Raw genomic sequence first — 23,825 nt, 5'->3', positions numbered from 1 at the left:
ATTACCCATCCCGCCGATAGGGAGAGATGCGATGAACTTCCAAGCAAAGACGGTCGCGGTCGCGCTGGCGGCCCTGCTCACTGTGGTCGGCGGCGCCGCCGCCGTCTCCGGCGGGACAGGCGCACTGACCGACGCGGGTGCGGCCGCGTCCGGTGAGGTAAACGTAGAGACAACCTACACCAACGGCACCGTCACCGTCGAGGTGACACAGAACGGCAGCGCCGTCGAGGGTGCGGCCGTCGAGGTGGCTGGCGAAGAGTACACGACCGACGCGAACGGCACCGTCACCGCTGAAGAGGTTGAGGCTGAGAGCGGTGACGAACTCGATGTCGAGATTGAGGCCGACGGCTTCGAGGCGGAACTGTCGTACGTCCTCCAAGACGGCGAGCTGACGCTCCTCGAAGAAGAGTACGAGTACGAGCAGGCCGAGGAGCTGGACAGCGACGAGGCCGACGAAGAGTCGGAGACAGCTGACGAAGAAAGCGACGAAGCCAAGGACGACGCAGACGATTCCGACGAGCCGGAGGAATCTGACGACGAACCGGAAGAGTCCACCGAAGACGACGAAGATGAGGAGGCTGACGACGCGGACGACGAGGACGAAGCCGAGGACGACGACTGACGCGGTCCTTCGCTGACCGGCTCTCCACGCCGAACCAACGCGTGAACTACCCCACCCTACTCGCTTTGCTCGTTGCGTTACTGCTTGAGGATGGGGACTTAGCCTGTAAGAGTTAAATCTCTCCGGCAGGTAGCCGACGTATGCAACACGTGACGATTCCGCAGGACCGTATCGGTGCGCTCATCGGTGCGGGTGGAGAGACGTTACGCGAGATCGAGGAGCGTGCGGAGGTGCGGCTCAACGTCGACTCGGAGACCGGCTCGGTCGAGATTGAGACAGTCGGCGACCCGGTGGTGGGGCTGAAGGGACCGGATATCGTGCAGGCCATTGGCCGTGGCTTCCACCCCGACGACGCGCTCACACTACTGGACGACGAGATGCGGATGTTCGAGCTGGTTGATCTGTCGGCCGCAACCCGCAATAAGAACGACCTCCAGCGACAGAAGGGCCGGCTCATCGGCGAGGACGGCCGCACGCGCGAGCTGATGGAAGAGTTGTCGGGGGCGTCGGTTGTCGTCTACGGGAAGACTGTCGGCATCATCGGCGGGCCTCAAGAGGTCGAGGTGGTGCGCTCGGCAGTAGAGATGATTCTCGACGGCGCACCCCACGGCGCCGTCTACTCGTTCCTCGAGCGAAAGCACAACGAGATGCAACAGCAGGGGATGGGCTATCACCGCTATCCTGGCGGCGAAGGGCAGCCGGAAGCCGAGGCGGAATTCGAGGTGGAGACGGACCCCGACTCGGACGTGAGCTTCGAGGAGCCGGAGCCGTAGTATATCAACCCCGGCGTCTGTCACGGGATACCACGCCAGCGAGCCGCGACCCGTCTGGCGGTTTCCTGCCGCGCCGGTTCAAAGGCTTTATATAGAATCACGGACAATCTCTCTTTGACTATGGCTCAGCAGATGGGTAACCAACCCCTTATCGTACTCTCGGAGGACAGCCAGCGGACGTCCGGGCAGGACGCCCAATCGATGAACATTACGGCCGGCAAGGCCGTCGCCGAGTCCGTTCGGACGACGCTCGGCCCGAAAGGGATGGACAAGATGCTCGTGGACGACTCGGGTAATGTCGTCGTCACGAACGACGGTGTCACCATCCTTCAGGAGATGGACATCGAGCACCCCGCGGCCAACATGATTGTCGAGGTCGCGGAGACACAGGAAGACGAGGTTGGCGACGGGACGACCACAAGTGTCGTCATCGCCGGTGAGCTCCTCGCGAAGGCCGAGGACCTCCTCGAGCAGGACATTCACGCCACCATCCTCGCGCAGGGGTACCGGCAGGCGGCCGCGAAGGCCAAGGAGATTCTCGATGATATCGCCATCGAGGTTGACGCCGAGGACACCGAGACCCTCCGCCAGATTGCCGGCACCGCCATGACCGGGAAAGGCGCGGAGAACGCCAAGGACACCCTCGCAACGCTCGTTGTCGACGCCATCCGCGCGGTCGCCGACGAGGACGGCATCGACACGGACAACATCAACGTCCAGACGGTTGTCGGCGGCAGCGTCGCTGACTCCGAACTGGTCGAGGGCGTCATCGTGGGCAAGGAGCGCGTCCACGAGAACATGCCCTACTTCGTCGAGGATGCTGACGTGGCACTGCTCGACACTCCCATCGAGGTGAAGGAGACAGAGATTGACGCCGAGGTCAACGTCACCGACCCAGACCAGCTCCAGCAATTCCTCGACCAGGAGGAACAGCAGCTCCGCGAGATGGTCGACAAGCTCGTCGACGTCGGCGCGGATGTCGTCTTCTGCCAGAAGGGTATCGACGACATGGCCCAACACTACCTCGCACAGGAGGGTATTCTCGCCGTGCGGCGGGCCAAGAAGTCCGATATCAAGGCGCTCTCGCGGTCGACGGGCGCCCGTATCGTCTCCAACATCGACGACATCACGGCCGACGACCTCGGCTTCGCCGGCTCTGTCGCCGAGAAGGAGATTGGCGGCGACACCAAGATCTTCGTCGAGGACGTTGAGGAGGCCAAGTCTGTCACGCTCGTCCTGCGCGGCGGCACCGAGCACGTCGTTGACGAGGTCGAGCGCGCTATCGACGACTCGCTGGGCGTCGTCCGCACCACCCTCGAGGAAGGGCAGGTGCTGCCCGGCGGCGGTGCGCCTGAGACGGAACTCGCGCTCGGTCTGCGAGAGTACGCCGACTCTGTCGGGGGCCGCGAACAGCTGGCTGTCGAAGCGTTCGCCGACGCCATCGATGTCATTCCGCGCACGCTCGCGGAGAACGCGGGGCTCGACCCAATCGACTCGCTGGTTGACCTTCGCGCCCAGCACGCCGACGGCGACACCACCGCAGGGCTCGATGCCTACACTGGCGACGTAATCGACATGCAGGAGGATGGTGTTGTTGAGCCGCTCCGCGTGAAAACCCAGGCTGTTGAGTCCGCCACCGAGGCGGCCGTCATGATTCTCCGCATCGACGACGTCATCGCGGCTGGTGACCTCGTCGGCGGGAAGACCGGCGAAGATGACGACGAAGGCGGCCCCGGTGCCGGCGGCCCCGGCGGCATGGGCGGCATGGGCGGTATGGGCGGTATGGGCGGCATGGGCGGCGCGATGTAAGCCCGGCCACGACCCACCCGCCTCGTCCGCGGCCGAATTGCCACGCGACTACCTGCCGCGTCGACCCTTTCTTTTCCACTTTTCTGCGAATGTCTCTCTACGATGGGAGTGCCACGTCTCGCGTCACCACCACTATCGGTGGCTCATCTTCCCGTTCGCGATGCCGTGGAGCGTCGCCACGCACGGCTGATTGAAGCAACAGACAGAGAAGTTGGCCGGTGTTCCGAATTCCGCAGAGTCGACGCAGCGTGACGTGTCAGTCGTCAGCAGTAAGCGGCTCCTCGGTCTCTGTTGCGTCCTCGGTGGTCCGGTGATCGGCGTCTTCCTCTTCTTCCTTCTTCGCCTTGATCTTCTTCATCCGGAAGATCTCCTCTCGCTCCTGCTCTTCGAGCTTCTGCTCGATGTACTCCTGCGAGCTGTAAAGGTCAGGGAGCAGCTTGAACTCTAAAGCGTTGACCCGCCGCTTCGTCTTCTCGATTTCCTCGAGCATCTTCTTCATCGCCGTCTCAACCTCAGCAGCGAGAATGATAGTCTCGAGAAGGTCCTCGTATGCCTCTGCAGCCTCGTCGATACGCGCGCTCGTGCCGAGGACGCCGTAGCCCCGTTCGTCGAGGCTCTTTTTCACCTTCGAGGACTCGATTTGTGGGACGACTACGCCCATGATATTCTTTGACTCGGAGGTGATCTCCGGGTGCTCTTTCAGCGCGCTTGCGGCGCCGCGAACGGCCACGTCACCCTCCATCGCCCGCGCCATGTTGATGGCCTGCTGGGCTCGCTGGTACTGATCGTCGACATTCTCGCGGACCTCCTGGGCCTGGTCGAGGATGTCCATGAACTCCATGATGAGGCCATCACGCTTTTTCTCCAACGTGTCGTGGCCCCGCTCGGAGAGTTCGATGCGGTCCTCAATCGCCATCAGGTTTTTTCGAGTGGGCTTGACGTCCTTGGCCATTTGCGTGCTGCTAGCGAGGGGAGGGAGTTAGTCGTTTCCTTCGGGCGGCGCTCCGGCCGCCACAGCAACCTGGTAGTCAGTGACGACCGCCGGGCGAGTCGGCGCCGACAGGGTGTCCGGGTCGGCCGCGACAGCCGCATCGAACAGACCCGCGAGCGCGCGCACTGTTGACGGGCCGTGGGCCGCCGGGTCGAGATGGACGTGTGCCGGGACGCCGGCGAGCCAGAGCCGGCCAAGCAGGTCGTTGAGGAATCGGTAGGCGGCTGGCGGGTCGACGTACTGGAGCAGTGTGGTGAGTGAGTCGAGACAGAACACCCCCTCGCCGGCGAGCGGAAATGCCTCCGTCAGCGCAATCTGAATGCCGGTCAGGTCATCTGGGGCAGCCGTCCGAACGGCCGTCCCACCGGTCCCTCGGTCGGAATCGCCGCCGGCGTCGACGACCCGTGCACCTGCCGGCTGGCTCCCAAGCGCGCCTGTTGCGTCAGCGAGCCACTCCTTGCCCGAGCGGTCGTACGTGACCGCCAACAGGGTCGGCGACTTGTCCCCTCTCGCGAGCAGCGCATCACAGACCGCCTGCTTCCGGTCGTCAAGGCTGCCGGCGACGACAAGCGTGCTGCGTGCGTCGCCAAGCGCGTCCGCGAGTGGTTGGGAATCGGCCATTCGGCCGGTATACTGGCCGCAGCGACAAAGAACCGAGGGGGTAGTCAGTCGGCGGTAACCTCTTCGGCTGCCTCTTCGTCGTAGTACTCCTCGATGAGCTCTTCGTCGATACGGTTCAGCTCCGACTTGGGGAACATCGACAGCAGGTCCCAACCGATATTGAGTGTCTCCTCAATGTCGCGGTTGCGGTCGAAGCCCTGGTCGATGAACTCCTCCTCGAACCGGTCAGCGAAGTCGAGATAGCGGTTGTCGCGCTCGGAGAGCGCTTCACGGCCGACGATGTTCACCAGGTCACGCAGGTCTTCTCCTTCCGCGTACGCGGCGTACAGCTGGTCTGAAACGTCGCCGTGGTCCGCGCGGGTGAGCCCCTCGCCGATACCGTCGTCCATCAGCCGTGAGAGGCTCGGCAACACCTGAATCGGCGGCTTGAGCCCCTGGCTCTGGAGGTCGCGGTCGACGTAGATCTGTCCCTCCGTGATGTAGCCGGTCAGGTCTGGAATCGGGTGGGTGTCGTCGTCACCGGGCATCGTGAGGATGGGAATCTGCGTCACCGACCCCTCGCGGCCTTCGATACGGCCGGCCCGCTCGTAGAGCGTGGCAAGGTCAGTGTACATGTACCCTGGGTACCCACGGCGGCCGGGAACCTCTTCGCGGGCGGCTCCGATTTCGCGGAGTGCCTCACAGTAGTTGGTCATGTCCGTCAGGATGACCAGCACGTGGTAGTCTTTCTCGAAGGCGAGGTACTCGGCGGTCGTCAGCGCCAGCCGCGGAGTGATGGTCCGCTCGACAGCTGGATCGTCTGCAAGGTTCATGAACACGACCGACCGCTCGAGCGCGCCAGTGCGCTCGAAGTCGTCCATGAACTCGTTCGCCTCTTCCTGGGTGATACCCATCGCCCCGAAGATGACGGCGAACTCGGAGCCGCCTCCCTCCTCGTCTTCCTCCTCCGGCACGGTCGCCTGCCGGGCAATCTGAAGTGCGAGGTCGTTGTGCGGCAGCCCTGACCCGGAGAAGATGGGGAGCTTCTGGCCCCGGACGAGCGTGTTCATTCCGTCAATGCCGGAGACGCCCGTCTGGATGAACTCCTCGGGGTACTCCCGTGCCGTGGGGTTGATAGCTGCGCCGACGATGGACCGCTCCTCTTCAGGTTCGATATCTGGCCCGCCGTCGATGGGCTGGCCCGACCCAGAGAGGACGCGGCCGAGCAGTTCTTCCGTCAGCGGCATCTGGAGCGTCTCCCCGAGGAAACGCACCGACGACTCGCGGTCGATGCCGTCCGTCCCCTCGAACACCTGGATGGCGACGTATTCGGAGGTGGACTCCAGCACCTGGCCGCGGCGGATGTCGCCGCTGGGCGTCTCGATTTCGACGATCTCGTCGTATCCGACGGGCTCGTCAACCTCGGCGAACACCAGCGGACCGCTGATCTCCGTGATGGTCTTGTATTCCTTTTGCATTGTCAGTACTTCTCCCGCAGCTCAGCTGCGATATCCTCCTCGATCTGGTCGATGAACTCCTCGTACTCCTCGGTCGTCCCGATGCGGTTGAGCCGGGGCGCGGCGTCGATGTCGATAATCTCCTCGACGGGGACGCCCGCCTCCAGCGCCTCGAATGCCTCGTCGTTGAACGTCTTGATGGCGCCCAACATGCGATAGGTTTTCTCCGGCTCGCAGTAGGTGTCAACCTCGTGGAGTGCGTTCTGCTGGAGGTACGCCTCACGCAGGTAGCGCGCCACCTCTAGCGTGAGCTGTTGGTCCTCCGGCAGGGCGTCCTTGCCGACGAGCTGGACGATCTCTTGGAGTTCGTCCTCTTCGTCGAGGGTGTCGACGGCCCACTGACGCTGCTCGGGCCAGTCGTCGGCTACCTCCTCGCGGAACCAAGGGTCCAGCTGATCCTGGTACAACGAGTAGGAGTCGTTCCAGTTGATGGCCGGGAAGTGACGCCGCTCGGCGAGGTCCGCGTCCAGCGCCCAGAACGTCTTCACGATACGCAGGGTGTTCTGGGTTACCGGCTCCGAGAAGTCGCCGCCGGGTGGCGACACGGCGCCGATGACTGAGATGGAGCCATCGGTCCCGTTGATGTTTTCGAACTTGCCGGCCCGCTCGTAGAACTCCGAGAGCCGCGCCGCCAGGTACGCCGGGTACCCCTCTTCGCCGGGCATCTCCTCCAGCCGGGAGGAAATCTCCCGCATGGCCTCTGCCCACCGCGAGGTGGAGTCGGCCATCAGCGCGACGTCGTAGCCCATGTCGCGGTAGTATTCTGCGATAGTGATGCCCGTGTACACACAGGATTCGCGTGCCGCGACGGGCATGTTCGACGTATTTGCAATGAGACACGTTCGGCTCATCAGCGGATTCCCGGTAACGGGGTCCTCCAGCTCCGGGAAGTCCTCGATGACTTCCGTCATCTCGTTGCCCCGCTCGCCACAACCGACGTAGACGACAATGTCCGCATCGGCCCACTTGGCGAGCTGGTGTTGAGTGACGGTCTTGCCGGAGCCGAACGGGCCCGGGATGGCCGCCGTCCCGCCCTTCGCCAGTGGGAACATCCCATCGAGGATGCGCTGGCCGGAGACGAGTGGCGTCGTCGGCGTCTGCTTTTCGGCGGCAGGACGAGCCTCACGGACGGGCCACTCCTGGCGCATCTGTATCTCCTCGCCGTTCTCCAGCTCGACGACCGGTTCGTCGACGGTGAACTCGCCCTCTCGGGCCTCGGCGACGGTACCGCCCTCGTAGCCCGGCGGCACCAGCACCTTGTGGTCGATCTGAACCGTCTCCTCAACAACGCCGACGACATCGCCGGAGGCAACCTCGTCGCCCGCCTCGACGGTTGGCTCGAAGGCCCACTCCTTCTCGAGGTCAATCCCTGGCGCATCGACCCCGCGGTCGAGGAACGCGCCCATCTGCTCCTCGAGCACGTCCAGCGGGCGCTGGACTCCATCGTAAATGGAGTCCAGCATCCCCGGCCCGAGGTCGACCGTCAGTGGCTCGCCGGTGTTCTCGACCGGCTCGCCGGGCGCGACGTCCGACGTCTCCTCGTATACCTGGATCGTCGTCACGTTCCCTTCAATCTCGATGACCTCGCCCATCAGGCCTTCGTCGCCCACGTAGACGACATCGTTCATCCTGGCGGCGAGGTCCGTGGCGGTCACGACTGGACCGCTCACGCTCTCGATGACGCCATCTTCCGTAACGTCAGTTTCCTGTGCTTGGCTCATGTTAGTCTTCCTCCATCAGGTCGATCCCGATTGCTCGCTTGATCTGCTCGCGAAGGCCGCCCGCGGCGGCCCCCCCGCCCAGTGTGACGAGCACGGGCTCGACGCTCGTTTCGACATCCTGTCGCACGGTACGCGAGAGATGCTCGAGGTCATCATCGTGCATCACGACGATACCGACACCGTCATCGGCCAGCATCTCTTCGACGGCGTCGTCGAGCCGCTCCGGCTTCTCTTCCTCGGGGACGTTCGCGAAGCGCCGCACGCCCGCGAGCCGGAATCCCGTCGTGAACTCCGGACTGCCGATGACACCGATTTCCTGGCTCATGCGATTATCAGCTCCGCTTCAATCTCCTCGGCGTCGAGACCGGCCTCGCGCCCCCGGGCGATGGCCCGGATGTTGTCGACTTCGCGCTCCTTGGCGAGCACATACGCCAGCACCGGACACACGGACAGCGGATACCGGTTCGACAGCGTGTCCGAGTACTCCAGCAGCGCCGCGTCAAGCGCGTGCTCGAACCCGATGAGGTTCTCGGCGTCGGCCAGTTCATCGAGCGCCGCGTCGAGTTCGTCACCGTAGACGGAGTCACGCACGCGAGCGACTAATTCGTCCGGGTTCGCAGCCAGCTGGCGAAGCGTCCCCGCGTCGAACAGCCGCCCCCCTTCGATGTAGAACTCTGCCGGATCGATATCGGCGCCCGACCGCGAGATACGGAGCGCGTTCCGGAGGTTCCGGAAGTCGATTTCCGCCCGCAGGAACTGGATATACAGCTCCTCGGCACGGTTTGGCTCACTTGGGAGGTTGGCGATGAGGTCTGCGTAGTATGCGCGATCGATTGCGTTCTCCAGCGGCACGAGCACGGCCTCCTGCTCGTAGACCTCGTACGCCTCCGCGAGTCCGTCGGCGAACAGCGTCCCGCCGAGCAGCTCAACGACGTCTTCGATGGAGGTTGCCTCAACCAGACGGTCGAGCAGTGACTCCGACAGCTCGCCGGCTGTGATGAGGTCGTCCTCGATTTCCGCGGGGGCCGCGTCGGAGTAGATGCCTCGCAGCACCGTCTTCACGTTCCAGGCGTCGAACTTCCGCAGATAACGGGCGACGTAGTCGTACAGCGGACCGTCGGCCCAGCCCAGCAGGTCGTCAAAGTGCTTTGCGAGATTCCGGTTGAGCGCGTACTCGATGAGGTCGACGCCCGAGAACCGGGCCCCAAGCGCGTTCATCTCCATCTCGTACTCCGTCTCCTCCATGAAGCGCGCGATTTCGCCGGGACCCATCCGCACCAGCTTCCGGTAATCGTCCTCATCGAACAGCGACGCCCGCCGCGAACGGACCCGGGCCGTGACGTACTCGTAGTTAGCGGTGCCCAGCTCGGCGCTCATCGTTCCTCGAACAGTTCGTCGGATATCTCGCGGAGGTTCTCCTCCCAGACCTCCTCGAGCACGGAGTCGAAGGTGTTGTTGACGCGGACTCGCGATCCCTCGGCCTCAACGACGACACCGCCCAGACACTCCGTCTCGCCGGCCAGCTCGAAGCTCTCGTAGTCCGTGAGGATGTCTTCGAGAAGGTCGGCGTCGTCGGCGCGGCCGTACACGTGGACCGTCTCCGCGCCTGCGAACTCTGTAGCGGCCGCGTCAAGCAGCGCGCGGGTCAGCTCCTCGCGCTCCTCGCCGTCGATATCGGCGACGGCCTGCTCGACGCTCTCGTGTATCTCCTGAAGCGCTTCGCGACGGGCCTCAAGTCGGGCCTGCTTCGCCTCCAGTTTGGCCGACGAGAGCCGCTGTTCGCGCTCCTGTTCAATCTCCTGTTCTGCCTCCCGTTCGGCCTCCGCGACGATGTCGTCGGCGTCGGCCTCGGCCTCGGAGATAATCTCCTCGGCGCGGGCCTCGGCCTCCTCACGCAACTCTTCCGCACGCGCGCGGGCATCGTCCCGGATGTCCTCTACGACCGTATCAAGACTCATTGGTGGAAAAGGGGAGAGCGTTTAGACCACGAAGATGGTGACGAGCGCGAGGATGACGAGCGTCTCCGGCAGGACCGTGAAGATGAGCCCACGGCCGAACATCTCGTCGTCCTCGGCGACGGCACCGACCGCCGCGGCGCCGATACCGCGCTCGGCGATTCCCGCGCCCAGCGCCGCAAGCCCGACCGCGAGGGCCGCGCCGGCCGACCCGGTGATGCCGGGGGCGGAACTCTGGAGAATGGGTGCGAAACTGACGATACTGCTGAACAGCGCGAGTGTGGTTGCAAGCATTGTTGATAGTCCTCTGTAGTTGGCTCCGAACGGTCGAACCGTATCGCAGCCGACTCATAAAACTTCCCAAACGCGGCAGCGAGCGGCTCAGCCGCCCCTCAACAGACTGTTGCCACTCTGCGTCTGTGGACCGAAAATGGGCGACTGGCTACTCTTCGGTGGTGAACTGCCGCTCGTAGCCGAACGGCTGGTAGTCACGCCCGCCGCCCTCGTAGAACTTCCCGAAGAACTCCACGTACTCGAGACGCACCGCCTGTAGGCCGGCTGAGGTTACACCCAGCGCGAGCACGAGAGCGTGGCCCAATACGAGAATGACAATCCCCCCGAGGAAGGCTGCCACCCCGCCGTGGAGCAGGCCGCCGAACATAATCTCGACGACCTCGTGTCCGTGGACGGTCTCGCCCACCTTCGGCATGTGGCCCATCGCGAAGTGCCACGCGTTGCCGTGGTCGGTCTCGGTGACGTAGACGCCGAAGAACAGCAGATTGACGACGAACGCCATCCCTGCCTTCGCAAGCAGCACCGCCGCGAGCCGGGTGTACGACAGCACGTTCACGAGCACATTGAGGAACTCGATGCCCTCCAGCGGCTCACCGTACAGCAGGAGGATGAGCCCGACTGCGAACACCGCCAGCCCGATCGTACCCACGACGTCAGGGAAGCCGGCGAAGCCGAGCGGGAACGGGTGGCCGTTGAACACGGCCTTCGACGGATCAACGAAGATGTCGGGTGCGGAGCCAGATGCACCGGCAAACACCCACGCCCACAGCCCGAACATCATCAGCAACCACGAGCCGCTCTCGGTCATTGCGTCCTCGAGTCCGTGCGAGATGTTCTGATAGAAGTCGAACACCCACCCGACCGTCAGGTGAAGGATGCCAGCGAACAGGCTCAGCGTGAGCCAGCCAACTGCGTAGTCGGCGTGCTCGGGCGACAGCCCCTTGTGAAGCGGTGGTGACCCGCTCGGCCAGACGATCTCGCCGAGCTGGTGGAGGCCGAATATCTCGCCGTAGAGGACGCCGAACACTGCGGTGAACACGCCTGCCAGCAGCCCAACACCACCCAGCGACCGGATGACATCCGACTCGAAACGCGTCATCAGCAGATAGCCGATGGCCATGTAGAGGAGTCCGTACCCGAGATCACCAATCATGAACCCGAAGAATACCGGGAAGGTGAGGAACAGGACGATAGTCGGGTCCAGTTCCGAGTACTTCGGCTTGTTGATGATCTCAACGAGTGCCTCGAACGGCTTGACGACATCCGGGTTGTCTTGGACGACTGGCGGCGCGCCGCCGCTCATCGGCTGGTCGCCCGCACCGGCTGCGTGGCCGCCATCGGCCGCCACTGGTTCGCCGCCCTCGGTGCCGCCGGCGACATCCTCCGCCGGTCCGGTCGCGAAGCCGTGCTCGTCGTAATCAGCCCGTTCGAGTTCTTCGATTTCGACGCGGTCGCCCACGGCATCTTGGAGTCCCTCCGCGAGGTCAACGAACCGCTCGGTCGGGAGCCATCCCTCCGCGACAAAGGCGTTCTCCGTTGTCGCGAAGGAAAGGGGTGCCTCGCGCTTCTGGACCTCGACGGCCAGCTGCTCTTCGGCAGCCAGTAGGAAGCCGCCGACTTCCTCGCGGAGCCGCGCGAGGTCTGCTTCGACTGACTCGAGTTCGGCTTCCAGCTCCGAGTGGCGCTCGCGCAGCTCTGCCGCGTACGTCTCTGGGTCGCTGTCCGTCTCTGGCACCTCGAGACGCGTGAATGTCGCGCCAACGAGCACGTCGTCGAGAGCTACATCGCCGGGGTAGACGGCGACCGCCAGCACCTCGTCGCCGAATATCTCGTGAGCCTCGACGCCCTCGGCGTCGACGAGCGCGCGACTCACCGCCTCGCGGTCACCCTCGCCGACGACCACCGAGAGGTTCTCGTACCCGTGGAGCAGGTCGATGTCGATGCCGAGTTCAACGAACGGCTCGACGGCCTCAAGCTGTTCCTCGACGGCACGCAGCTCGTCGTCGAGGTCCTCGCGGCGCTCATCGAGCGCGTTTACTTCCTCGCGGACCTCGGCGAGTTCCGTCTCCAGCTCTCCGTCGTCGAGCACTCGGGTCGGCCCGTTGTACTCGTCTGGGTCGACCCCGAGGATGCTCTGGAGCGAACGAACAGTGACGAGCCGGCTCGAAGCATCGTCGGCGCCTTCGATGGGATCGCCGGGTGCAAAGCCGGGCCACTCGCCGTCGTAGTCTGTCATGTCGAACAGCCGGAGCTCGTGGACGGTCTCGATGACGTCGTCCATGACGCCCTTCGAGCCAGCCACCGAGACCCGGCTCATCCGCTCAGGCCTGAGCATGGACTGCCTCCGTGAACCGTTCGAGGACGTCCTCGACCACCTCCGATTCGCGCTCGGCCGCCCGGTTGCGGAGCCGCTCGCGCTCTGTCTCGCCCTCTTCGAGAATGGCCTCAACTTCGGCCTGTATCTCCTCGCGGGCGGCGGCAAGTCGCTCTTCTTTCAGCTCCGCGGCTTCGTTGCGGGCGTTTTCGCGAATCTCCTCGGCCTCGCGGCGGGCCTCGGCGATTCGGTCCTCGCGGTCCTGCTCGGCCTCTGCGACGATGTCGTCGGCGTCCTGCTCGGCCTCCTTGATTCGGTCTAGAACCTCTGGCCTCGCCATATTCGTATCACGCGAGCGTTGGACGACGGGCTATATGGTAGTTGCGAAAGGCTTGGCGTCGACTCTCCTGTCTCCCGTACGCGGGCGGAAGCGGCCCTCCACGCCCGGCGAGCCGCCCGAAACCGGGGAACTATCACCGACGGGACCGTACACAGCGTCAATGGGATTCCTCGAGAACAAGGCACGCGCGCGGCTGTTCTACAAATACTTCTCGACCCTCTACGACACGGTGAACCCGTTTATCTGGAACGAGGCGATGCGTGACCAGGCGCTCGAGTGGTTCGGTGTTGAGGCCGACGATCGGGTGCTCGATGTTGGCTGCGGGACTGGGTTCGCGACGGAAGGATTGCTCCAGCATACCAACGATGTCCACGGGCTCGACCAGTCGGACGGCCAGCTGTCGAAGGCATTCGCCAAGTTTGGAAAGGCCGGCGACGTGCGCTTCTACCGCGGCGACGCCGAGCGACTCCCGTTTCGTGACGACGCCTTCGACGCCCTCTGGTCGTCCGGCAGCATCGAGTACTGGCCGAATCCGGTCGACGCCCTTGCCGAGTTCCGCCGAGTGACCAAGCCTGGCGGCACAGTGCTCGTTGTCGGGCCGGATTACCCGGACTCGACGCTGTTTCAGAAACTTGCGGACGCCATCATGCTGTTCTACGACGAGGCCGAGGCTGATCGGATGTTCGAGGCCGCCGGCTTCGAGTCGTTCGAGCACCATATCCAGCAGCGCAAGCCAGGCACACCGCGGGCGATCACCACTGTGGCGACGGTACCCGAGCGTGGCGAGGAGGCCGCTGAGCCAGACCCCGTTGCCAACTAGGGGCTGTCTCGGCGCGCGCTACCGCCCCTACTCGATGTGGCCACGACCACGAGCCACGTGCTGGGCTCTGGCAGTTCATGTCTGTCGAGTGGGGGCCTTGTCCTCAGGAACTAACAGGCCGAGTGGAACGGTGGGTGATGCGGTAGGGCGGGAAACAACAACAACTCATCTTCTCGACTGGCTTCAGTACGATATGAAGATGGTGTCGAACAGCACCTACGGCAGCCGAGCCTAACTCGATTATACTGTCGCGGTAACGGTAACGTTCCCGTCCGGCGTTGATGCAGTGACCACGAACACACCGCGTGGCGCGATAGTCCACAGCCGGTCGCCGCCCGTTGTACCGAGTTGCTCCTCGCCGAGCCGGATGGTCGCGTTCACAGGCGTGCCTGTTGTCGCGTTGTACACCTGGACGGCAAGCGGTCCGCCCGGGTGAGTCGACCGCAGCCGCACACCGAGGTCGTCGCTGGTGGCCTCCGCGACAACTGGCGTCGGCGTTGCCGTGACGCTCTTCCGTTGGACCTCATAGAACACCGACTCCGTGTCGGCGTCGTAGTAGATAACGAGATCGCGGTCGCCAACGGTGCCGTGCGGATGATTGACGGCGACAGCGTAGACACCGGCGCGGAGGTACTGTGGCTCGCCGGTCAGAAGCGAGTTCGTTCCCCGGTTGTTTGCCCATGTCCACGGGTAGAGTTCGGAAACGCGCTGCTCGAACGTCTCGATGTTGAGCGGCCTGTCGGTGAACTGATTGTCGAACGCCGCACCGTTGAACGCCTCGCGAACATAGCGCGTAGTGAACTCGCCCGTACGGACGGCCGCGAGGGCGATGCCCGAGTCGGTCGTCGTCACATGGACGCGTGCGCCGTCGCCGGCGGCCATCCGCTCGGCGACTAGCGCGCGTACCGGCCCCTGCAGTGGGATGAGTCGCGCTTTCAGCCGGGCCACCGCCGATTGAGACACGGGCATCCCTGCCGCCCGGTCGAAGGTATACAACTGGTTGATGGTCGCTGTCGTCGCGTCCGCGGCCGCGTGGACAGCGACGAGTTCCCGCAGGAATGACTGGGTTGACAGCTCTCCGCGGCTGTATGCCGCCAACGCGGCCGCCTGTCTCTCTTCGAGCCGGTCGATACGGGCGTTGACTTGGCGGGTTGCGTTGACGATGACTCGGCGGCGCTCGGCGTCCGTCTCAGCAGCACGGAAGGAGGCACGGAGTTCAGCCGTCGCGTACCGGCCATGGAGCCGGGCAGTCTGAACCGCAGCGTGGCCAGCAGGGTCGAGTCTGACCGTCGTGAATCCACTCGTCCGGACGGAGTCGTCGGGGAACGAGAGGTACGCCGTCGTATTCGCCACCTCGGTGACAGGGGTTGCGACTGAGTCGGCCGACGGCTGCGACGGGCCGGCGGCAATCGGGACGGCTGCGGCTGTCGACCCGACCACGAGGATGGCGAGTACGACGGCCACAATTCGGCGGAGAGCAGCCGAATGGGGGGAGAGCAGCCGGTAACGAGACTCCCGGGGACCAGACATACCAGTCCGTGCGACCGGCCCGCACAAAAAGCCGACTCTCCAGGCGCGCGGATAGTTGCGGGAGGAACCCACCGATGGAAAGCGTTTTGCTGGCGGCCGGCGCACGCCGTGGTATGCGGCTCTGGCCGCGGTTGGCCCTCCTCTGTCTGCTCCTGCTGGCGGCGGCGGCCCCGCCCGCCGCCGGCGCGCCAGCCGCCGGACCCGCGCTTCAAGAGACGGACCTGCCGCCAGAGTCGACGACAATCACCATTCAGATGCGCGCAAACGGCGACGCGGAGTTGACCCTGAGTACCCGCTTCCGCCTTGATGACGAGAATGACAGTGCGGCGTTCGACCAGCTGGCGGCTGAGTTCAGGTCTGGCGACGCGGATATCGCCTACGATGTCGCAACGTTCGAGCGGGCCGCCGCTGCCGCCGCGAACGCCACTGGCCGCGAGATGCGGATTCGTGACGTCCAGTACAACACGACTCGGATGACTGAGGAGAACGTCACCTACGGCCGGCTGGCCGTTCATTTCCGATGGACGAACTTCGCCGAGCAAGCAGGCGACCGCATCCGGCTTGGCGACGCATTCAATACGACGACCGGGACGTGGCTCCCCGGGTTAGCGAGTGGACAGACGCTTATCATCCGGCCGCCGCCGGGGTATGCGGTGCTGAATAGCCCGCCGGATGTCGGTGTCCAGAACGGTGCCTTCCGCTGGGACGGGCCACGCGACTTCGAACCGGGCTATCTCGGCGCGATAACGTACACCGGTGCGACACCGACGCCAACGCCGACTACCACCGCACCGACCGATGAGGGCGGACTACCGATCGGGCTGCTCGGCGGCGGTGCGGTGCTGCTCGCGATCGCTGTTGTCGCGGCCGTCCTGCTGGTCCGACAGGGAGAGTTCGACGTCGACGGCGCCGGCTCGGGCTCAACCTCTGCCGACGGGGGGGCCGATGACGGTGGCGGCGACGAGCCGCCGGCCGCCGACGCTGACGGGGCTGCCAGCGCGGGCGCTTCTCCGGATCCCGAATTACTCTCCGACGAGGAGCGGGTCGAGCGGCTGCTTGAGCGGAACGGGGGCCGGATGAAGCAGGCGACCATCGTCGAGGAGACGGGCTGGTCGAACGCGAAGGTCTCCCAACTGCTGTCGGGGATGGCTGACGAGGGGCGGGTCGATAAGCTCCGCATCGGTCGCGAGAACCTCATTTCTCTGCCTGACGAAGATGTGACTGACCTCGACGACGAGTAGCCGGCGTCGAACGGTTGACGCCGAGACCGGCGTATCTACAGTTATCGGAAACGCTTAACCGGAAACCGCCGTCAATTGGAACCGACGAGCATGAAGATACTTGTTACCGTAAAGGAGGTGGCCGAAGTCGACGACGAGTTCGAGATTAGCGGACTCGATGTCGACGAGCGCTACCTCGAGTACGACCTCAACGAGTGGGACGACTACGCCGTCGAGGAAGCGGTCCAGCTATCGGAGGCCAATGATGACGTTGAGGTGGTAACCGTCACCGTGGGACCGGAGCGTAGCGAGGAGACCATCCGGATGGCGCTCGCGAAGGGGGCCGACCGCGCGATTCGCATCTGGGACGACACACTCGCGGACGCGGGCCTGCTCGACGTGTCTACGAAGGCCGAGCTGTTGGCGTCCGTCGTCGAGGCTGAAGAGCCGGACCTCGTACTGACAGGCGTGCAGGCAGCTGACGATTCCTTTGGCGCAACCGGCGTCGCGCTGGCCGAGCGGGTCGGCTTCGAGTGGGCTGCTGTCGTCAACGACCTCGAACACGATGTTGACGCCAACCGCTCCTCGGTGCGTCGCGAACTTGAGGGGGGTGTGGAAGAGTTGACGGACGTAGAGGGCCCCGCAGTGCTCACCATCCAGACAGGCATCAACGAGCCGCGCTACGCGTCGCTACGGGGAATCCGGCAAGCCCAGCGGAAGCCGCTGGATGTCCAGACGCTGGATGACCTCGGGCTTGATGCGTCGGTTGTCGATTCACCAGTCACGCTCACCTCAATGTATGAGCCGGAGTCGGAAGGTGACGCCGTCGTCTGGGAGGGGTCGCCCGACGAGACAGCTGACGAACTGGCGACGTTCCTCCGTGAGCAAGGGGTGGTCGAGGGATGAGCGTCCTCGCTGTCACTGAACACCGCCGCGGCGAACTCCGAACACCCTCCTTCGAGGTCATCACCGCTGGTCGGGACCTCGCCGACGCGCTCGGCGATGACCTCCATCTCGCGGTTATCGGGGGCGATGTCGACGCCTTCGCCGCAGACCTGAACCGGGAGGGGGTCGACGTCATCCACACCGTCGATGAAGGTGAGGAGTTCAACCACGACGTGTACACGCAGGCGGTGACGGCGTTAGCCGAGAACCTCGATCCCGCAGCGCTGCTGATGCCGAACACGGTCAATGGGCTCGATTACGCGCCCGCAGTGGCCGACCGGCTCGACCGGCCACTTGTCACTGATGCCGTCGCATTCGATCACGACGGCACACTGGCGGTGACACGCGAGCAGTACGGCGGCAAGGTCGAGACCACTCTTGATGTCGACGCCGCCGAGATTGCCCTCACGATTCGCCCGGCTGAGTGGCCCGCCGCCGAGGGTGACGGCGACGCTGAGGTGACTGCGTTCGATGTTGACATCGACGAGTCGGCTGTCCGCTCGGACGTCACGGGGTTCGAAGAGGTTGGCTCCGGCGACGTCGACATCACCGAAGCAGACGTACTCGTATCGATTGGCCGCGGCATCGAGGAAGAGGAGAATCTGCCGTTAGTGGAGACACTGGCGGACGCACTGGGAGCGACACTCTCCTCGTCACGGCCAATCGTCGACAATGGCTGGCTCCCGAAGAACCGACAGGTCGGGCAGTCGGGGAAGGTCGTTACCCCAGACGTGTACATCGCTATCGGCATCTCCGGGGCCGTCCAGCACGTCGCCGGGATGAAAGGGAGTGACACTATCATCGCGATTAACACGGACCCGAACGCTCCCATCATGGATATCGCTGACTACGCTATTGTCGATGACCTATTCGACGTGGTGCCGGAGCTCATCGAAGAGTTCGGCGGGCAGGTTCCGAGCTAGCTGGTCTCAGCAGCTCTCGCGAGCAGCAGCGCGCGAACGGGCGGGACGAGCGCGGCGAGTGCGACGACGGCCAGCGCCGTCCGCCCGCCTCCGGCGACGAGCAGGAGAAACGTTGCGGCAGCTCCAAGGATGACTGCCGGTGAATGCTCGACAAGTGCCCGACCGAAGCGGGCGATTCGCGGGGACTCGCGGCGGCGGCCGAGCAGGTAGCAAGCTGCGCCGACGAACACGTACGAAAGGCCAACGCCGAGTCCCGCGAGCACGACCCGGAACGGGAGCGCGTACACACCCGCGGTGCGGCCGGCGGGGGTGTCAATCCGGCGGTCGATGCGACTCCGTCACCTACAAACGCGGCGCTCCCTTTCCGCCGGTAATGGAGTACCTCGAGCGGCGACGCGAGCGGGTGGAGGACCGTCTTGAGGCGGTCCTCGCCGGCGTGGAGCCCGCCGCGCTGCGCGAACAGGTGGAGCACGTCTCGTTGTCGGGCGGCAAGCGGGTCCGCCCGACCGTCGCCGTGCTCGCCTACGAAGCCGCCGAGGGAGAAGTCGCACCCGACGCCGCTGATGATGCCGTTGACTTTGCTGTCGGCGTCGAACTCGTCCACAACGCTTCGCTGGTTATCGATGACATCATCGATGAGTCGGCCGTCCGACGAGGCGTGCCGGCCGCACACGCCGAGTACGGCCACGGCTCGGCCATCATCGCCTCTGACGGTCTGCTCGGAGAGGCGTTCGAGCTATTCTCCCGGGACGAGCGGGCGATGCAGACGGTGGCGGACGCGATGGTGGAACTCGGCGAGGGGGAGGCCACGGAGCTTGTCGCCCAGCCGACGACCGAAACGGAGTACATGGACCTCGCTCGGCGAAAAACAGGAGCGTTGTTCCGTGCCGCCGCCGAGCTGGGCGCCATCGCTGCTGACGCTGACCCGGAGGCTATCGACGCGTTCGGTGACTACGCCGAGCGAGTCGGCGTCGCGTTCCAGATTCGCGACGATGTACTCGACGCCACTGCCGACGCCGAAGAACTGGGGAAGCCGACCGGCCAAGACGCCGAGATGGAGCGGCCCTCGCTCGTGCAGGTGACTGACATCACGCCAGAGGCGGCTGACGAACGGGCCCGCGCAGAGTCAGAGGCGGCTCTCGACGCACTCGCGGCGACGGGCGCCCCTGAATCGCAGGCGTTGGCGTACCTGCGGGATCTCGCAGAGTTCGTTGTCGTCCGTGAGCGTTAGAAACTCATGGGCTGAGGCGTGATGATAGGCGAGTCGCCGCGCCGTCGAGGCACCTTCAGCCGCACGTCGCCGTCCTCACCGTCGATAGTGCAGACGGTGTCTGCGGCGGTGATGACCGCCTCTGCGTGTGAGGGGTCGTCCGTCGGGTGGACAACGTGGAGCCATGCGAGCGCCTCCGTCGCCTCCCGAACGGTCTCGAGCAGGTCGAGACAGCGGCGCGTCCCGTCAGCGTAGTCGGTGAAGTCATCGATGACGATGCCTGGTGGTATGTCACTCCGCTGCTGGAGCGTTGCCCTCAGCGACTCGAAGCGGTCCTCGCTGCGCGACTGTGTCGTGCCAGTCGCCGGACGGGTCGGCCGCTCGTAGGCAACCTCATCGTCCGTACGGTGCACCCTGACTGCCTCCTTCTGGCGGGCGTGACATACCCTCTCAACGCAGATTCCGAGACCGCCGTCCGTCGACGCAGCGACCGTCTCCGCGACCCACTCGGGATCACGCTTTGTTGTAAAGTAGAGCGTCTCCCGAGCGGCCGCGGCGTGGGCCAGCACCGCGTCGGTGGGCGCCCGCGGCGGGCCGACGACAGCCACGACACTTCCCGCGGGGAAGGCGAAGCGGTCGCGGTCAAGCAGAGGGGCGAGGCCGCTGTCGAGTCGTTGCTGGAGGGCCATGCTACACTGTAACACGAGATGAAGCAAAAGCTGTCCGACCGTTTATCCTGGCAGCGAGGCGAAAGCCACTGGCTTTCGCTGTGGGAAGAGGTCATCCCGTCGCCGGTGGCTCTCGTCGCCGGCGCGACTCCGCGACAGCGAACGCGAGCGTGCTCGCCACGCCAAGCAGCGTGCCGGCTGCGAGCGCGCCTGCAAGATACGGAAGCGTGGCGAACGGCCGGCCGAGGAGGAACGCTGACAGCGCGTGGACGACCACTGCGATGGCGATGACGTAAAACGGAGCGTTGAGATAGCGCCATCGAAAGCTGTCGGCAAGATACTCGTCGGCGATCCGGCCGAACGAGGCGACAACGCCTGCGGCGGCCACCCAGTCGACCGCGCCGTATGTGAGCGCGGCAGCGGCATCGAGCGGGCCGTCGGTCGGAATCTCCGCGAGCGTCGTCCGCCCGCTCACGACGCCGACAGCCACCAGCGCGAGCGCGGCGACGCTGGTGACGAGCGTCACCCGGCCAGTGTACAGTGCTGTGCGGATTCGCTCGGCCCCAGCATCGAGTGTCTCCTCAAGCCCCAGTCCGCGTGCGAGCACGTACAGGCCGAGGAGCGCGGAGACGAAGCCCAGCGATGAGCCGGGAAGGTTCAGCGCGTTTGCGACGACTGCGGCGGGGTAGATGAGGAGGAGGATGCCAAGTGGGACAAGCAGCGTCCCCCGTGTCTCGGGATCATCGAGCACCTGCTTGATGGTGTAGTACATCGATTCGAGGTCCTGCGCCTGTCGGACGACCACCCGGCGGACGGAGTCGACGGGGACCCGCGAGCGGACGACGGGAACGACCGACTCGTCCTGTGCGCCGTCAGTGACAACTACCGCGCGGACATCCTCGCCGGTCTGGAGCGAGGCGAGTACACGGTCGACCTCCTCGCCAACAGCGCGGTTTGCCGCCACGTCCCCGGCGGCCTCACCGGTGACGACGGCCACCTCGACGGACTCCTCGGGGGCGAATTCGTCGTAGAGGTGAATCCCTTGGAAAGCGACGTTCACATCGGAGTCCTCGGGGTCGGCCGTCGCAAGCGCAACCGCGGCGTCCTCGACGGCCTCGCGGCCGACGACCGGCGTATCGAAGCCGGTCTTGCGGCCTAAATCGTCGTCGAGGTCGACGCACAACACCAGCAGCATTCAGCGCGCGGTACGCAGTCACCGCTTAACTCTCTTCGGGCGAGAGCGGCCCCCATGTCCAGCGTGCATCCAGCAGATAGCGGTAGACTCCCGACGGGACAATTGCACAGAGGTTGGCGACGAGATAGCCAAGCCCGCCCCAGGTAACGAAGGCATACAGCAGCGCCGTCTGGAGCGGGATCGCCGACCCACGGACGAGATTGGTCCGGACCAATCCGCCGAGGAACGCGCTCCCCTCGTTGGCGCGGTCGGCGAACGTCCAGGCATTGTTGACGATGTACTGCGCAAGGATAGTTATCTCAATTGCGACGACCGCCCCCAGCAGGTAGTAGACGCCACCGATATCGACGAACAGCCACAGCAGGAGACTCTGGAGGCCGGCGGCGGCACCGCCGACGACAGCGAACCGGCCGACCCGCCCGGCCGTCGCGTCTCCGGAGCCGAACATATTACTCGATAGTTGCCGGCCTACATAGTAGCTGTCGGCTTGCCTCCCGCGTGACCGGCGCGGCCCGAACACACGACTTTTGCGTCTCGACGGGGTAAGACGGGTAACTGATGATTTCGAAGGGGTGTGAACAGTGCGCCGAGGGCGGCAAGATGGTGCTGTTCGTCTACGGCTACTGCGACCAGCGGGACTGCTTCTACTGTCCGCTCGGCGAAAACCGCAAGAACGTCACCCAGACATACGCCAACGAGCGACCTGTCGACTCCCCCGAGGACGTCATCGCGGAGGCGAAGCTGATGGACGCGCTCGGCACCTCCATCACCGGCGGCGAGCCACAAGAAGCCCTCGAGAAGACCTGTCGGTATCTCCGCCTGTTGAAAGACGAGTTCGGCGAGGATCACCATACCCACCTCTACACGGGTATCACCGGTGGTCGCGAGAACATGCGCCGGCTCAGCGAGGCCGGCCTTGACGAGATTCGGTTCCACCCGCCTCTCGAGCAGTGGGGTGACCTCCATGGCACCGAGTGGGAAGACATTCTGTACATCGCCCGCGACGAAGGGCTTACGCCCGCCTTCGAGATTCCCGGTATTCGCGCGGAACCAGAGTTCCTCGAATTCCTCGACGAGGGTGCCGCAGACTTCTGTAACGTCAACGAGTTCGAAATGTCTGACGGCAACTACCGGCGGATGCAGGAAGCAGGGTTCGAACTGAAGGACGGCCACATGAGCGCCGTCGAGGGGAGCCACGATGTCCTCGAGGTGATGGGCGATCACCCGAAAGTGTACTTCTGCACAAGCGTGTTCAAGGACGCTGCCCAGCACCGCTCGCGGCTGAAGCGGATGGCGAAAAACATCCGACGGGAGTTCGACGAGGTGACCGACGACGGCACGCTCGTGTACGGGAAGACCTGGGAGACCGAAGAGCAGTTGGCAGAACTGGGCGTGCCCGAGGAGTTTTACACCGTCAAGTCAGATCACGTCGAACTGGCGTGGTGGCTGCTGGAGGAGATGGTCGAAGCCGGCGATGTCGAGGAGGGGGAGATAGTCGAGCAGTACCCCACCTACGACGGGACGGTCGTCGAGCGGACACCGGTCGCCTGACGGGTCGCGTTCACAGCCCATCTCGGCCGGTCGAGCGTGGTCGTACCGACATTGATGTACCGGACCTTGCGGCTGACCCGAATTATCTCTCCATCACGCTCGACGGTGTAGGCAATTGTGAGACGGGCGATGAGACCCTGTTCTGTCACGACGAGCGTCGCCGTTAGGTTTCCTAGCGAGTCCATCAGCGTCGGGCTGAGCAGCGACCGGACAGCCGCACGGTCGGCAACAGCGTCTGCACGGAGCCGGTAGGCCGAGCGGCTGTCGAGGGGAGTTGGTGGGCCGAACGCGGCCCCGCGGGCCACGAGCGTCACCGTCCGGCCCGCGAACGGCGCCGCCAGCAGTCCCGTTCGGGGAACGGCTCCGGAAGGAGCCCTCCGGACGGACCGCGACAGGACTGTTCCGTTGGGTGCTCGGACAAGCCGAACAGTTCCGTTCGCGTCGCCGTACTGGAGGACGCGCTCGGCAGTGCCGATTCGATTGTGGGCTGGCCCCGCAAAGGTCCGCGCAACGTAATACCGGCCGTCACCAGGGAATCGGGCGACGAGTGTCGTCTGCGCACGGAGCGTCCCGTTGCCGTACCGTTCGGTTCGCACCCGCCGGAGTGTGAACCCCTCATTGGCGAGCCGATTGATGTGAGCATCTTGGAGCGCGGTCGGGTCGGCTACGCCCGCTTCAGTGACGCCGGGGGCAACCTCGACAGGGCCGGTCTCTGGGAGCGGTGCCGGTGTCAGCCGCGTCGGCGACCCGGGGTCGGCAGGCGCGTTACAGCCGGCGACAAGCAGTGCCAGCGCAAGTATGACCACAACACGGACGCGCACCAGTTC

At 64.8% G+C, this 23,825-nt stretch carries 25 protein-coding genes; 9 read left to right on the top strand and 16 right to left on the bottom strand.

Annotation, left to right across the window (positions count from 1 at the left end):
• The first annotated feature begins 31 nt into the window (after positions 1 to 31).
• From ABEJ63_RS10180 to thsA, 3 genes are all read left to right on the top strand, one after another.
• Positions 32 to 622 carry a hypothetical protein gene (locus ABEJ63_RS10180; RefSeq protein WP_375796259.1) on the top strand — a complete coding sequence of 197 codons (591 nt, stop codon included), beginning with the start codon at positions 32 to 34 and terminating at the stop codon, positions 620 to 622.
• A gap of 140 nt (positions 623 to 762) precedes the next feature.
• Positions 763 to 1,395 carry a pre-rRNA-processing protein PNO1 gene (locus ABEJ63_RS10175; protein WP_375796258.1) on the top strand — a complete coding sequence of 211 codons (633 nt, stop codon included), beginning with the start codon at positions 763 to 765 and terminating at the stop codon, positions 1,393 to 1,395.
• A gap of 132 nt (positions 1,396 to 1,527) precedes the next feature.
• Entirely contained in the window at positions 1,528 to 3,204 is a 1,677-nt protein-coding gene (gene thsA, locus ABEJ63_RS10170; RefSeq protein WP_375796257.1) for a thermosome subunit alpha, read from the top strand.
• Between the two features lie 256 nt (positions 3,205 to 3,460).
• On the opposite strand, the gene ABEJ63_RS10165 is transcribed toward thsA, so the two are convergent.
• The 10 genes from ABEJ63_RS10165 to ahaH form a co-directional block, all read right to left on the bottom strand.
• The gene (locus tag ABEJ63_RS10165) at positions 3,461 to 4,156 is read right to left on the bottom strand and encodes a V-type ATP synthase subunit D (protein WP_375796256.1); all 696 of its coding nucleotides are present in this window, start codon (positions 4,154 to 4,156) and stop codon (positions 3,461 to 3,463) included.
• 27 nt (positions 4,157 to 4,183) lie between these two features.
• Entirely contained in the window at positions 4,184 to 4,816 is a 633-nt protein-coding gene (locus tag ABEJ63_RS10160; protein WP_375796255.1) for a hypothetical protein, read from the bottom strand.
• Positions 4,817 to 4,860: 44 nt separating this feature from the next.
• Positions 4,861 to 6,273: an ATP synthase subunit B gene (locus ABEJ63_RS10155; RefSeq protein WP_375796254.1), complete on the bottom strand. Its 1,413-nt coding sequence runs from the start codon at positions 6,271 to 6,273 to the stop codon at positions 4,861 to 4,863.
• A gap of 2 nt (positions 6,274 to 6,275) precedes the next feature.
• Positions 6,276 to 8,033 carry an ATP synthase subunit A gene (locus ABEJ63_RS10150; RefSeq protein ID WP_375796253.1) on the bottom strand — a complete coding sequence of 586 codons (1,758 nt, stop codon included), beginning with the start codon at positions 8,031 to 8,033 and terminating at the stop codon, positions 6,276 to 6,278.
• Position 8,034: 1 nt separating this feature from the next.
• Entirely contained in the window at positions 8,035 to 8,358 is a 324-nt protein-coding gene (locus ABEJ63_RS10145; protein ID WP_375796252.1) for a V-type ATP synthase subunit F, read from the bottom strand.
• Complete coding sequence (locus tag ABEJ63_RS10140; RefSeq protein WP_375796251.1) at positions 8,355 to 9,410, bottom strand: V-type ATP synthase subunit C; 1,056 nt, start codon at positions 9,408 to 9,410, stop codon at positions 8,355 to 8,357. The genes ABEJ63_RS10145 and ABEJ63_RS10140 overlap by 4 nt, the downstream gene beginning before the upstream one ends.
• Positions 9,407 to 9,991, bottom strand: coding sequence for a V-type ATP synthase subunit E (locus tag ABEJ63_RS10135; RefSeq protein WP_375796250.1), 585 nt, complete (start codon positions 9,989 to 9,991; stop codon positions 9,407 to 9,409). The genes ABEJ63_RS10140 and ABEJ63_RS10135 overlap by 4 nt, the downstream gene beginning before the upstream one ends.
• Before the next feature lie 21 nt (positions 9,992 to 10,012).
• Positions 10,013 to 10,282, bottom strand: coding sequence for a F0F1 ATP synthase subunit C (locus ABEJ63_RS10130; RefSeq protein ID WP_375796249.1), 270 nt, complete (start codon positions 10,280 to 10,282; stop codon positions 10,013 to 10,015).
• Between the two features lie 148 nt (positions 10,283 to 10,430).
• A complete protein-coding gene (locus tag ABEJ63_RS10125; RefSeq protein ID WP_375796248.1) occupies positions 10,431 to 12,617 on the bottom strand; it encodes a V-type ATP synthase subunit I in 2,187 nt (728 codons plus the stop codon).
• Positions 12,604 to 12,936 (bottom strand): ATP synthase archaeal subunit H, encoded by a 333-nt coding sequence (ahaH, locus tag ABEJ63_RS10120; RefSeq protein WP_375796247.1) that lies wholly within the window; start codon positions 12,934 to 12,936, stop codon positions 12,604 to 12,606. Before ahaH ends, ABEJ63_RS10125 begins: the two co-directional genes overlap by 14 nt.
• A 160-nt stretch (positions 12,937 to 13,096) precedes the next feature.
• Here ahaH and ABEJ63_RS10115 point away from each other — a divergent pair, with 160 nt between their 5' ends.
• Entirely contained in the window at positions 13,097 to 13,756 is a 660-nt protein-coding gene (locus ABEJ63_RS10115; protein WP_375796246.1) for a methyltransferase domain-containing protein, read from the top strand.
• A 240-nt stretch (positions 13,757 to 13,996) separates the two neighbouring features.
• Here the strand turns inward: ABEJ63_RS10115 and ABEJ63_RS10110 are convergent, their stop codons facing one another.
• Positions 13,997 to 15,286 (bottom strand): hypothetical protein, encoded by a 1,290-nt coding sequence (locus tag ABEJ63_RS10110; RefSeq protein ID WP_375796245.1) that lies wholly within the window; start codon positions 15,284 to 15,286, stop codon positions 13,997 to 13,999.
• Between the two features lie 113 nt (positions 15,287 to 15,399).
• Here ABEJ63_RS10110 and ABEJ63_RS10105 point away from each other — a divergent pair, with 113 nt between their 5' ends.
• The 3 genes from ABEJ63_RS10105 (at position 15,400) to ABEJ63_RS10095 (ending at position 18,374) form a co-directional block, all read left to right on the top strand.
• Positions 15,400 to 16,527, top strand: coding sequence for a helix-turn-helix transcriptional regulator (locus tag ABEJ63_RS10105; RefSeq protein ID WP_375796244.1), 1,128 nt, complete (start codon positions 15,400 to 15,402; stop codon positions 16,525 to 16,527).
• Between the two features lie 90 nt (positions 16,528 to 16,617).
• Positions 16,618 to 17,412, top strand: coding sequence for an electron transfer flavoprotein subunit beta/FixA family protein (locus ABEJ63_RS10100; RefSeq protein ID WP_375796243.1), 795 nt, complete (start codon positions 16,618 to 16,620; stop codon positions 17,410 to 17,412).
• The gene (locus tag ABEJ63_RS10095) at positions 17,409 to 18,374 is read left to right on the top strand and encodes an electron transfer flavoprotein subunit alpha/FixB family protein (protein ID WP_375796242.1); all 966 of its coding nucleotides are present in this window, start codon (positions 17,409 to 17,411) and stop codon (positions 18,372 to 18,374) included. Before ABEJ63_RS10100 ends, ABEJ63_RS10095 begins: the two co-directional genes overlap by 4 nt.
• On the opposite strand, the gene ABEJ63_RS10090 is transcribed toward ABEJ63_RS10095, so the two are convergent.
• Positions 18,371 to 18,661, bottom strand: coding sequence for a hypothetical protein (locus ABEJ63_RS10090; RefSeq protein WP_375796241.1), 291 nt, complete (start codon positions 18,659 to 18,661; stop codon positions 18,371 to 18,373). The two genes, ABEJ63_RS10095 and ABEJ63_RS10090, sit on opposite strands and share 4 nt — an antisense overlap.
• Before the next feature lie 86 nt (positions 18,662 to 18,747).
• Here ABEJ63_RS10090 and ABEJ63_RS10085 point away from each other — a divergent pair, with 86 nt between their 5' ends.
• Positions 18,748 to 19,605, top strand: a complete 858-nt coding sequence (locus ABEJ63_RS10085; protein ID WP_375796240.1) for a polyprenyl synthetase family protein — start codon at positions 18,748 to 18,750, stop codon at positions 19,603 to 19,605.
• On the opposite strand, the gene ABEJ63_RS10080 is transcribed toward ABEJ63_RS10085, so the two are convergent.
• The 3 genes from ABEJ63_RS10080 to ABEJ63_RS10070 form a co-directional block, all read right to left on the bottom strand.
• Complete coding sequence (locus ABEJ63_RS10080; protein WP_375796239.1) at positions 19,602 to 20,273, bottom strand: hypothetical protein; 672 nt, start codon at positions 20,271 to 20,273, stop codon at positions 19,602 to 19,604. The genes ABEJ63_RS10085 and ABEJ63_RS10080 overlap by 4 nt on opposite strands.
• A 91-nt stretch (positions 20,274 to 20,364) precedes the next feature.
• A complete protein-coding gene (locus ABEJ63_RS10075) occupies positions 20,365 to 21,447 on the bottom strand; it encodes a DUF373 family protein (protein ID WP_375796238.1) in 1,083 nt (360 codons plus the stop codon).
• Positions 21,448 to 21,472: 25 nt separating this feature from the next.
• Positions 21,473 to 21,895 carry a GtrA family protein gene (locus ABEJ63_RS10070; RefSeq protein WP_375796237.1) on the bottom strand — a complete coding sequence of 141 codons (423 nt, stop codon included), beginning with the start codon at positions 21,893 to 21,895 and terminating at the stop codon, positions 21,473 to 21,475.
• A 110-nt stretch (positions 21,896 to 22,005) separates the two neighbouring features.
• On the opposite strand from ABEJ63_RS10070, the gene ABEJ63_RS10065 reads away from it, so the two are divergent.
• Entirely contained in the window at positions 22,006 to 22,998 is a 993-nt protein-coding gene (locus ABEJ63_RS10065; protein ID WP_375796236.1) for a radical SAM protein, read from the top strand.
• Here ABEJ63_RS10065 and ABEJ63_RS10060 read toward each other — a convergent pair.
• Positions 22,959 to 23,819: a hypothetical protein gene (locus ABEJ63_RS10060; protein WP_375796235.1), complete on the bottom strand. Its 861-nt coding sequence runs from the start codon at positions 23,817 to 23,819 to the stop codon at positions 22,959 to 22,961. The genes ABEJ63_RS10065 and ABEJ63_RS10060 overlap by 40 nt on opposite strands.
• Between the last annotated feature and the right edge of the window lie 6 nt (positions 23,820 to 23,825).

Origin of the sequence: Halosegnis sp. (assembly GCF_042216475.1) — an archaeon.
GTDB lineage: Archaea > Halobacteriota > Halobacteria > Halobacteriales > Haloarculaceae > Halosegnis.
Note: the sequence above shows the minus strand (reverse complement) of the source record. Positions and strands in the feature narration are given on the sequence as shown.

What these genes read in the sequence shown, in the direction of transcription:
- ABEJ63_RS10065 (WP_375796236.1), top strand. Translation starts at nt 22,006, where the DNA reads ATGATTTCGAAGGGGTGTGAACAGTGCGCCGAGGGCGGCAAGATGGTG.
- ABEJ63_RS10135 (WP_375796250.1), bottom strand. Translation starts at nt 9,991, where the DNA reads ATGAGTCTTGATACGGTCGTAGAGGACATCCGGGACGATGCCCGCGCG.
- ABEJ63_RS10105 (WP_375796244.1), top strand. Translation starts at nt 15,400, where the DNA reads ATGCGGCTCTGGCCGCGGTTGGCCCTCCTCTGTCTGCTCCTGCTGGCG.
- ABEJ63_RS10100 (WP_375796243.1), top strand. Translation starts at nt 16,618, where the DNA reads ATGAAGATACTTGTTACCGTAAAGGAGGTGGCCGAAGTCGACGACGAG.
- ABEJ63_RS10130 (WP_375796249.1), bottom strand. Translation starts at nt 10,282, where the DNA reads ATGCTTGCAACCACACTCGCGCTGTTCAGCAGTATCGTCAGTTTCGCA.
- ABEJ63_RS10145 (WP_375796252.1), bottom strand. Translation starts at nt 8,358, where the DNA reads ATGAGCCAGGAAATCGGTGTCATCGGCAGTCCGGAGTTCACGACGGGA.
- thsA (WP_375796257.1), top strand. Translation starts at nt 1,528, where the DNA reads ATGGGTAACCAACCCCTTATCGTACTCTCGGAGGACAGCCAGCGGACG.
- ABEJ63_RS10115 (WP_375796246.1), top strand. Translation starts at nt 13,097, where the DNA reads ATGGGATTCCTCGAGAACAAGGCACGCGCGCGGCTGTTCTACAAATAC.
- ABEJ63_RS10110 (WP_375796245.1), bottom strand. Translation starts at nt 15,286, where the DNA reads ATGTCTGGTCCCCGGGAGTCTCGTTACCGGCTGCTCTCCCCCCATTCG.
- ABEJ63_RS10140 (WP_375796251.1), bottom strand. Translation starts at nt 9,410, where the DNA reads ATGAGCGCCGAGCTGGGCACCGCTAACTACGAGTACGTCACGGCCCGG.
- ABEJ63_RS10180 (WP_375796259.1), top strand. Translation starts at nt 32, where the DNA reads ATGAACTTCCAAGCAAAGACGGTCGCGGTCGCGCTGGCGGCCCTGCTC.
- ahaH (WP_375796247.1), bottom strand. Translation starts at nt 12,936, where the DNA reads ATGGCGAGGCCAGAGGTTCTAGACCGAATCAAGGAGGCCGAGCAGGAC.
- ABEJ63_RS10075 (WP_375796238.1), bottom strand. Translation starts at nt 21,447, where the DNA reads ATGCTGCTGGTGTTGTGCGTCGACCTCGACGACGATTTAGGCCGCAAG.
- ABEJ63_RS10165 (WP_375796256.1), bottom strand. Translation starts at nt 4,156, where the DNA reads ATGGCCAAGGACGTCAAGCCCACTCGAAAAAACCTGATGGCGATTGAG.
- ABEJ63_RS10150 (WP_375796253.1), bottom strand. Translation starts at nt 8,033, where the DNA reads ATGAGCCAAGCACAGGAAACTGACGTTACGGAAGATGGCGTCATCGAG.
- ABEJ63_RS10070 (WP_375796237.1), bottom strand. Translation starts at nt 21,895, where the DNA reads ATGTTCGGCTCCGGAGACGCGACGGCCGGGCGGGTCGGCCGGTTCGCT.
- ABEJ63_RS10125 (WP_375796248.1), bottom strand. Translation starts at nt 12,617, where the DNA reads ATGCTCAGGCCTGAGCGGATGAGCCGGGTCTCGGTGGCTGGCTCGAAG.
- ABEJ63_RS10085 (WP_375796240.1), top strand. Translation starts at nt 18,748, where the DNA reads ATGGAGTACCTCGAGCGGCGACGCGAGCGGGTGGAGGACCGTCTTGAG.
- ABEJ63_RS10155 (WP_375796254.1), bottom strand. Translation starts at nt 6,273, where the DNA reads ATGCAAAAGGAATACAAGACCATCACGGAGATCAGCGGTCCGCTGGTG.
- ABEJ63_RS10160 (WP_375796255.1), bottom strand. Translation starts at nt 4,816, where the DNA reads ATGGCCGATTCCCAACCACTCGCGGACGCGCTTGGCGACGCACGCAGC.
- ABEJ63_RS10080 (WP_375796239.1), bottom strand. Translation starts at nt 20,273, where the DNA reads ATGGCCCTCCAGCAACGACTCGACAGCGGCCTCGCCCCTCTGCTTGAC.
- ABEJ63_RS10095 (WP_375796242.1), top strand. Translation starts at nt 17,409, where the DNA reads ATGAGCGTCCTCGCTGTCACTGAACACCGCCGCGGCGAACTCCGAACA.
- ABEJ63_RS10175 (WP_375796258.1), top strand. Translation starts at nt 763, where the DNA reads ATGCAACACGTGACGATTCCGCAGGACCGTATCGGTGCGCTCATCGGT.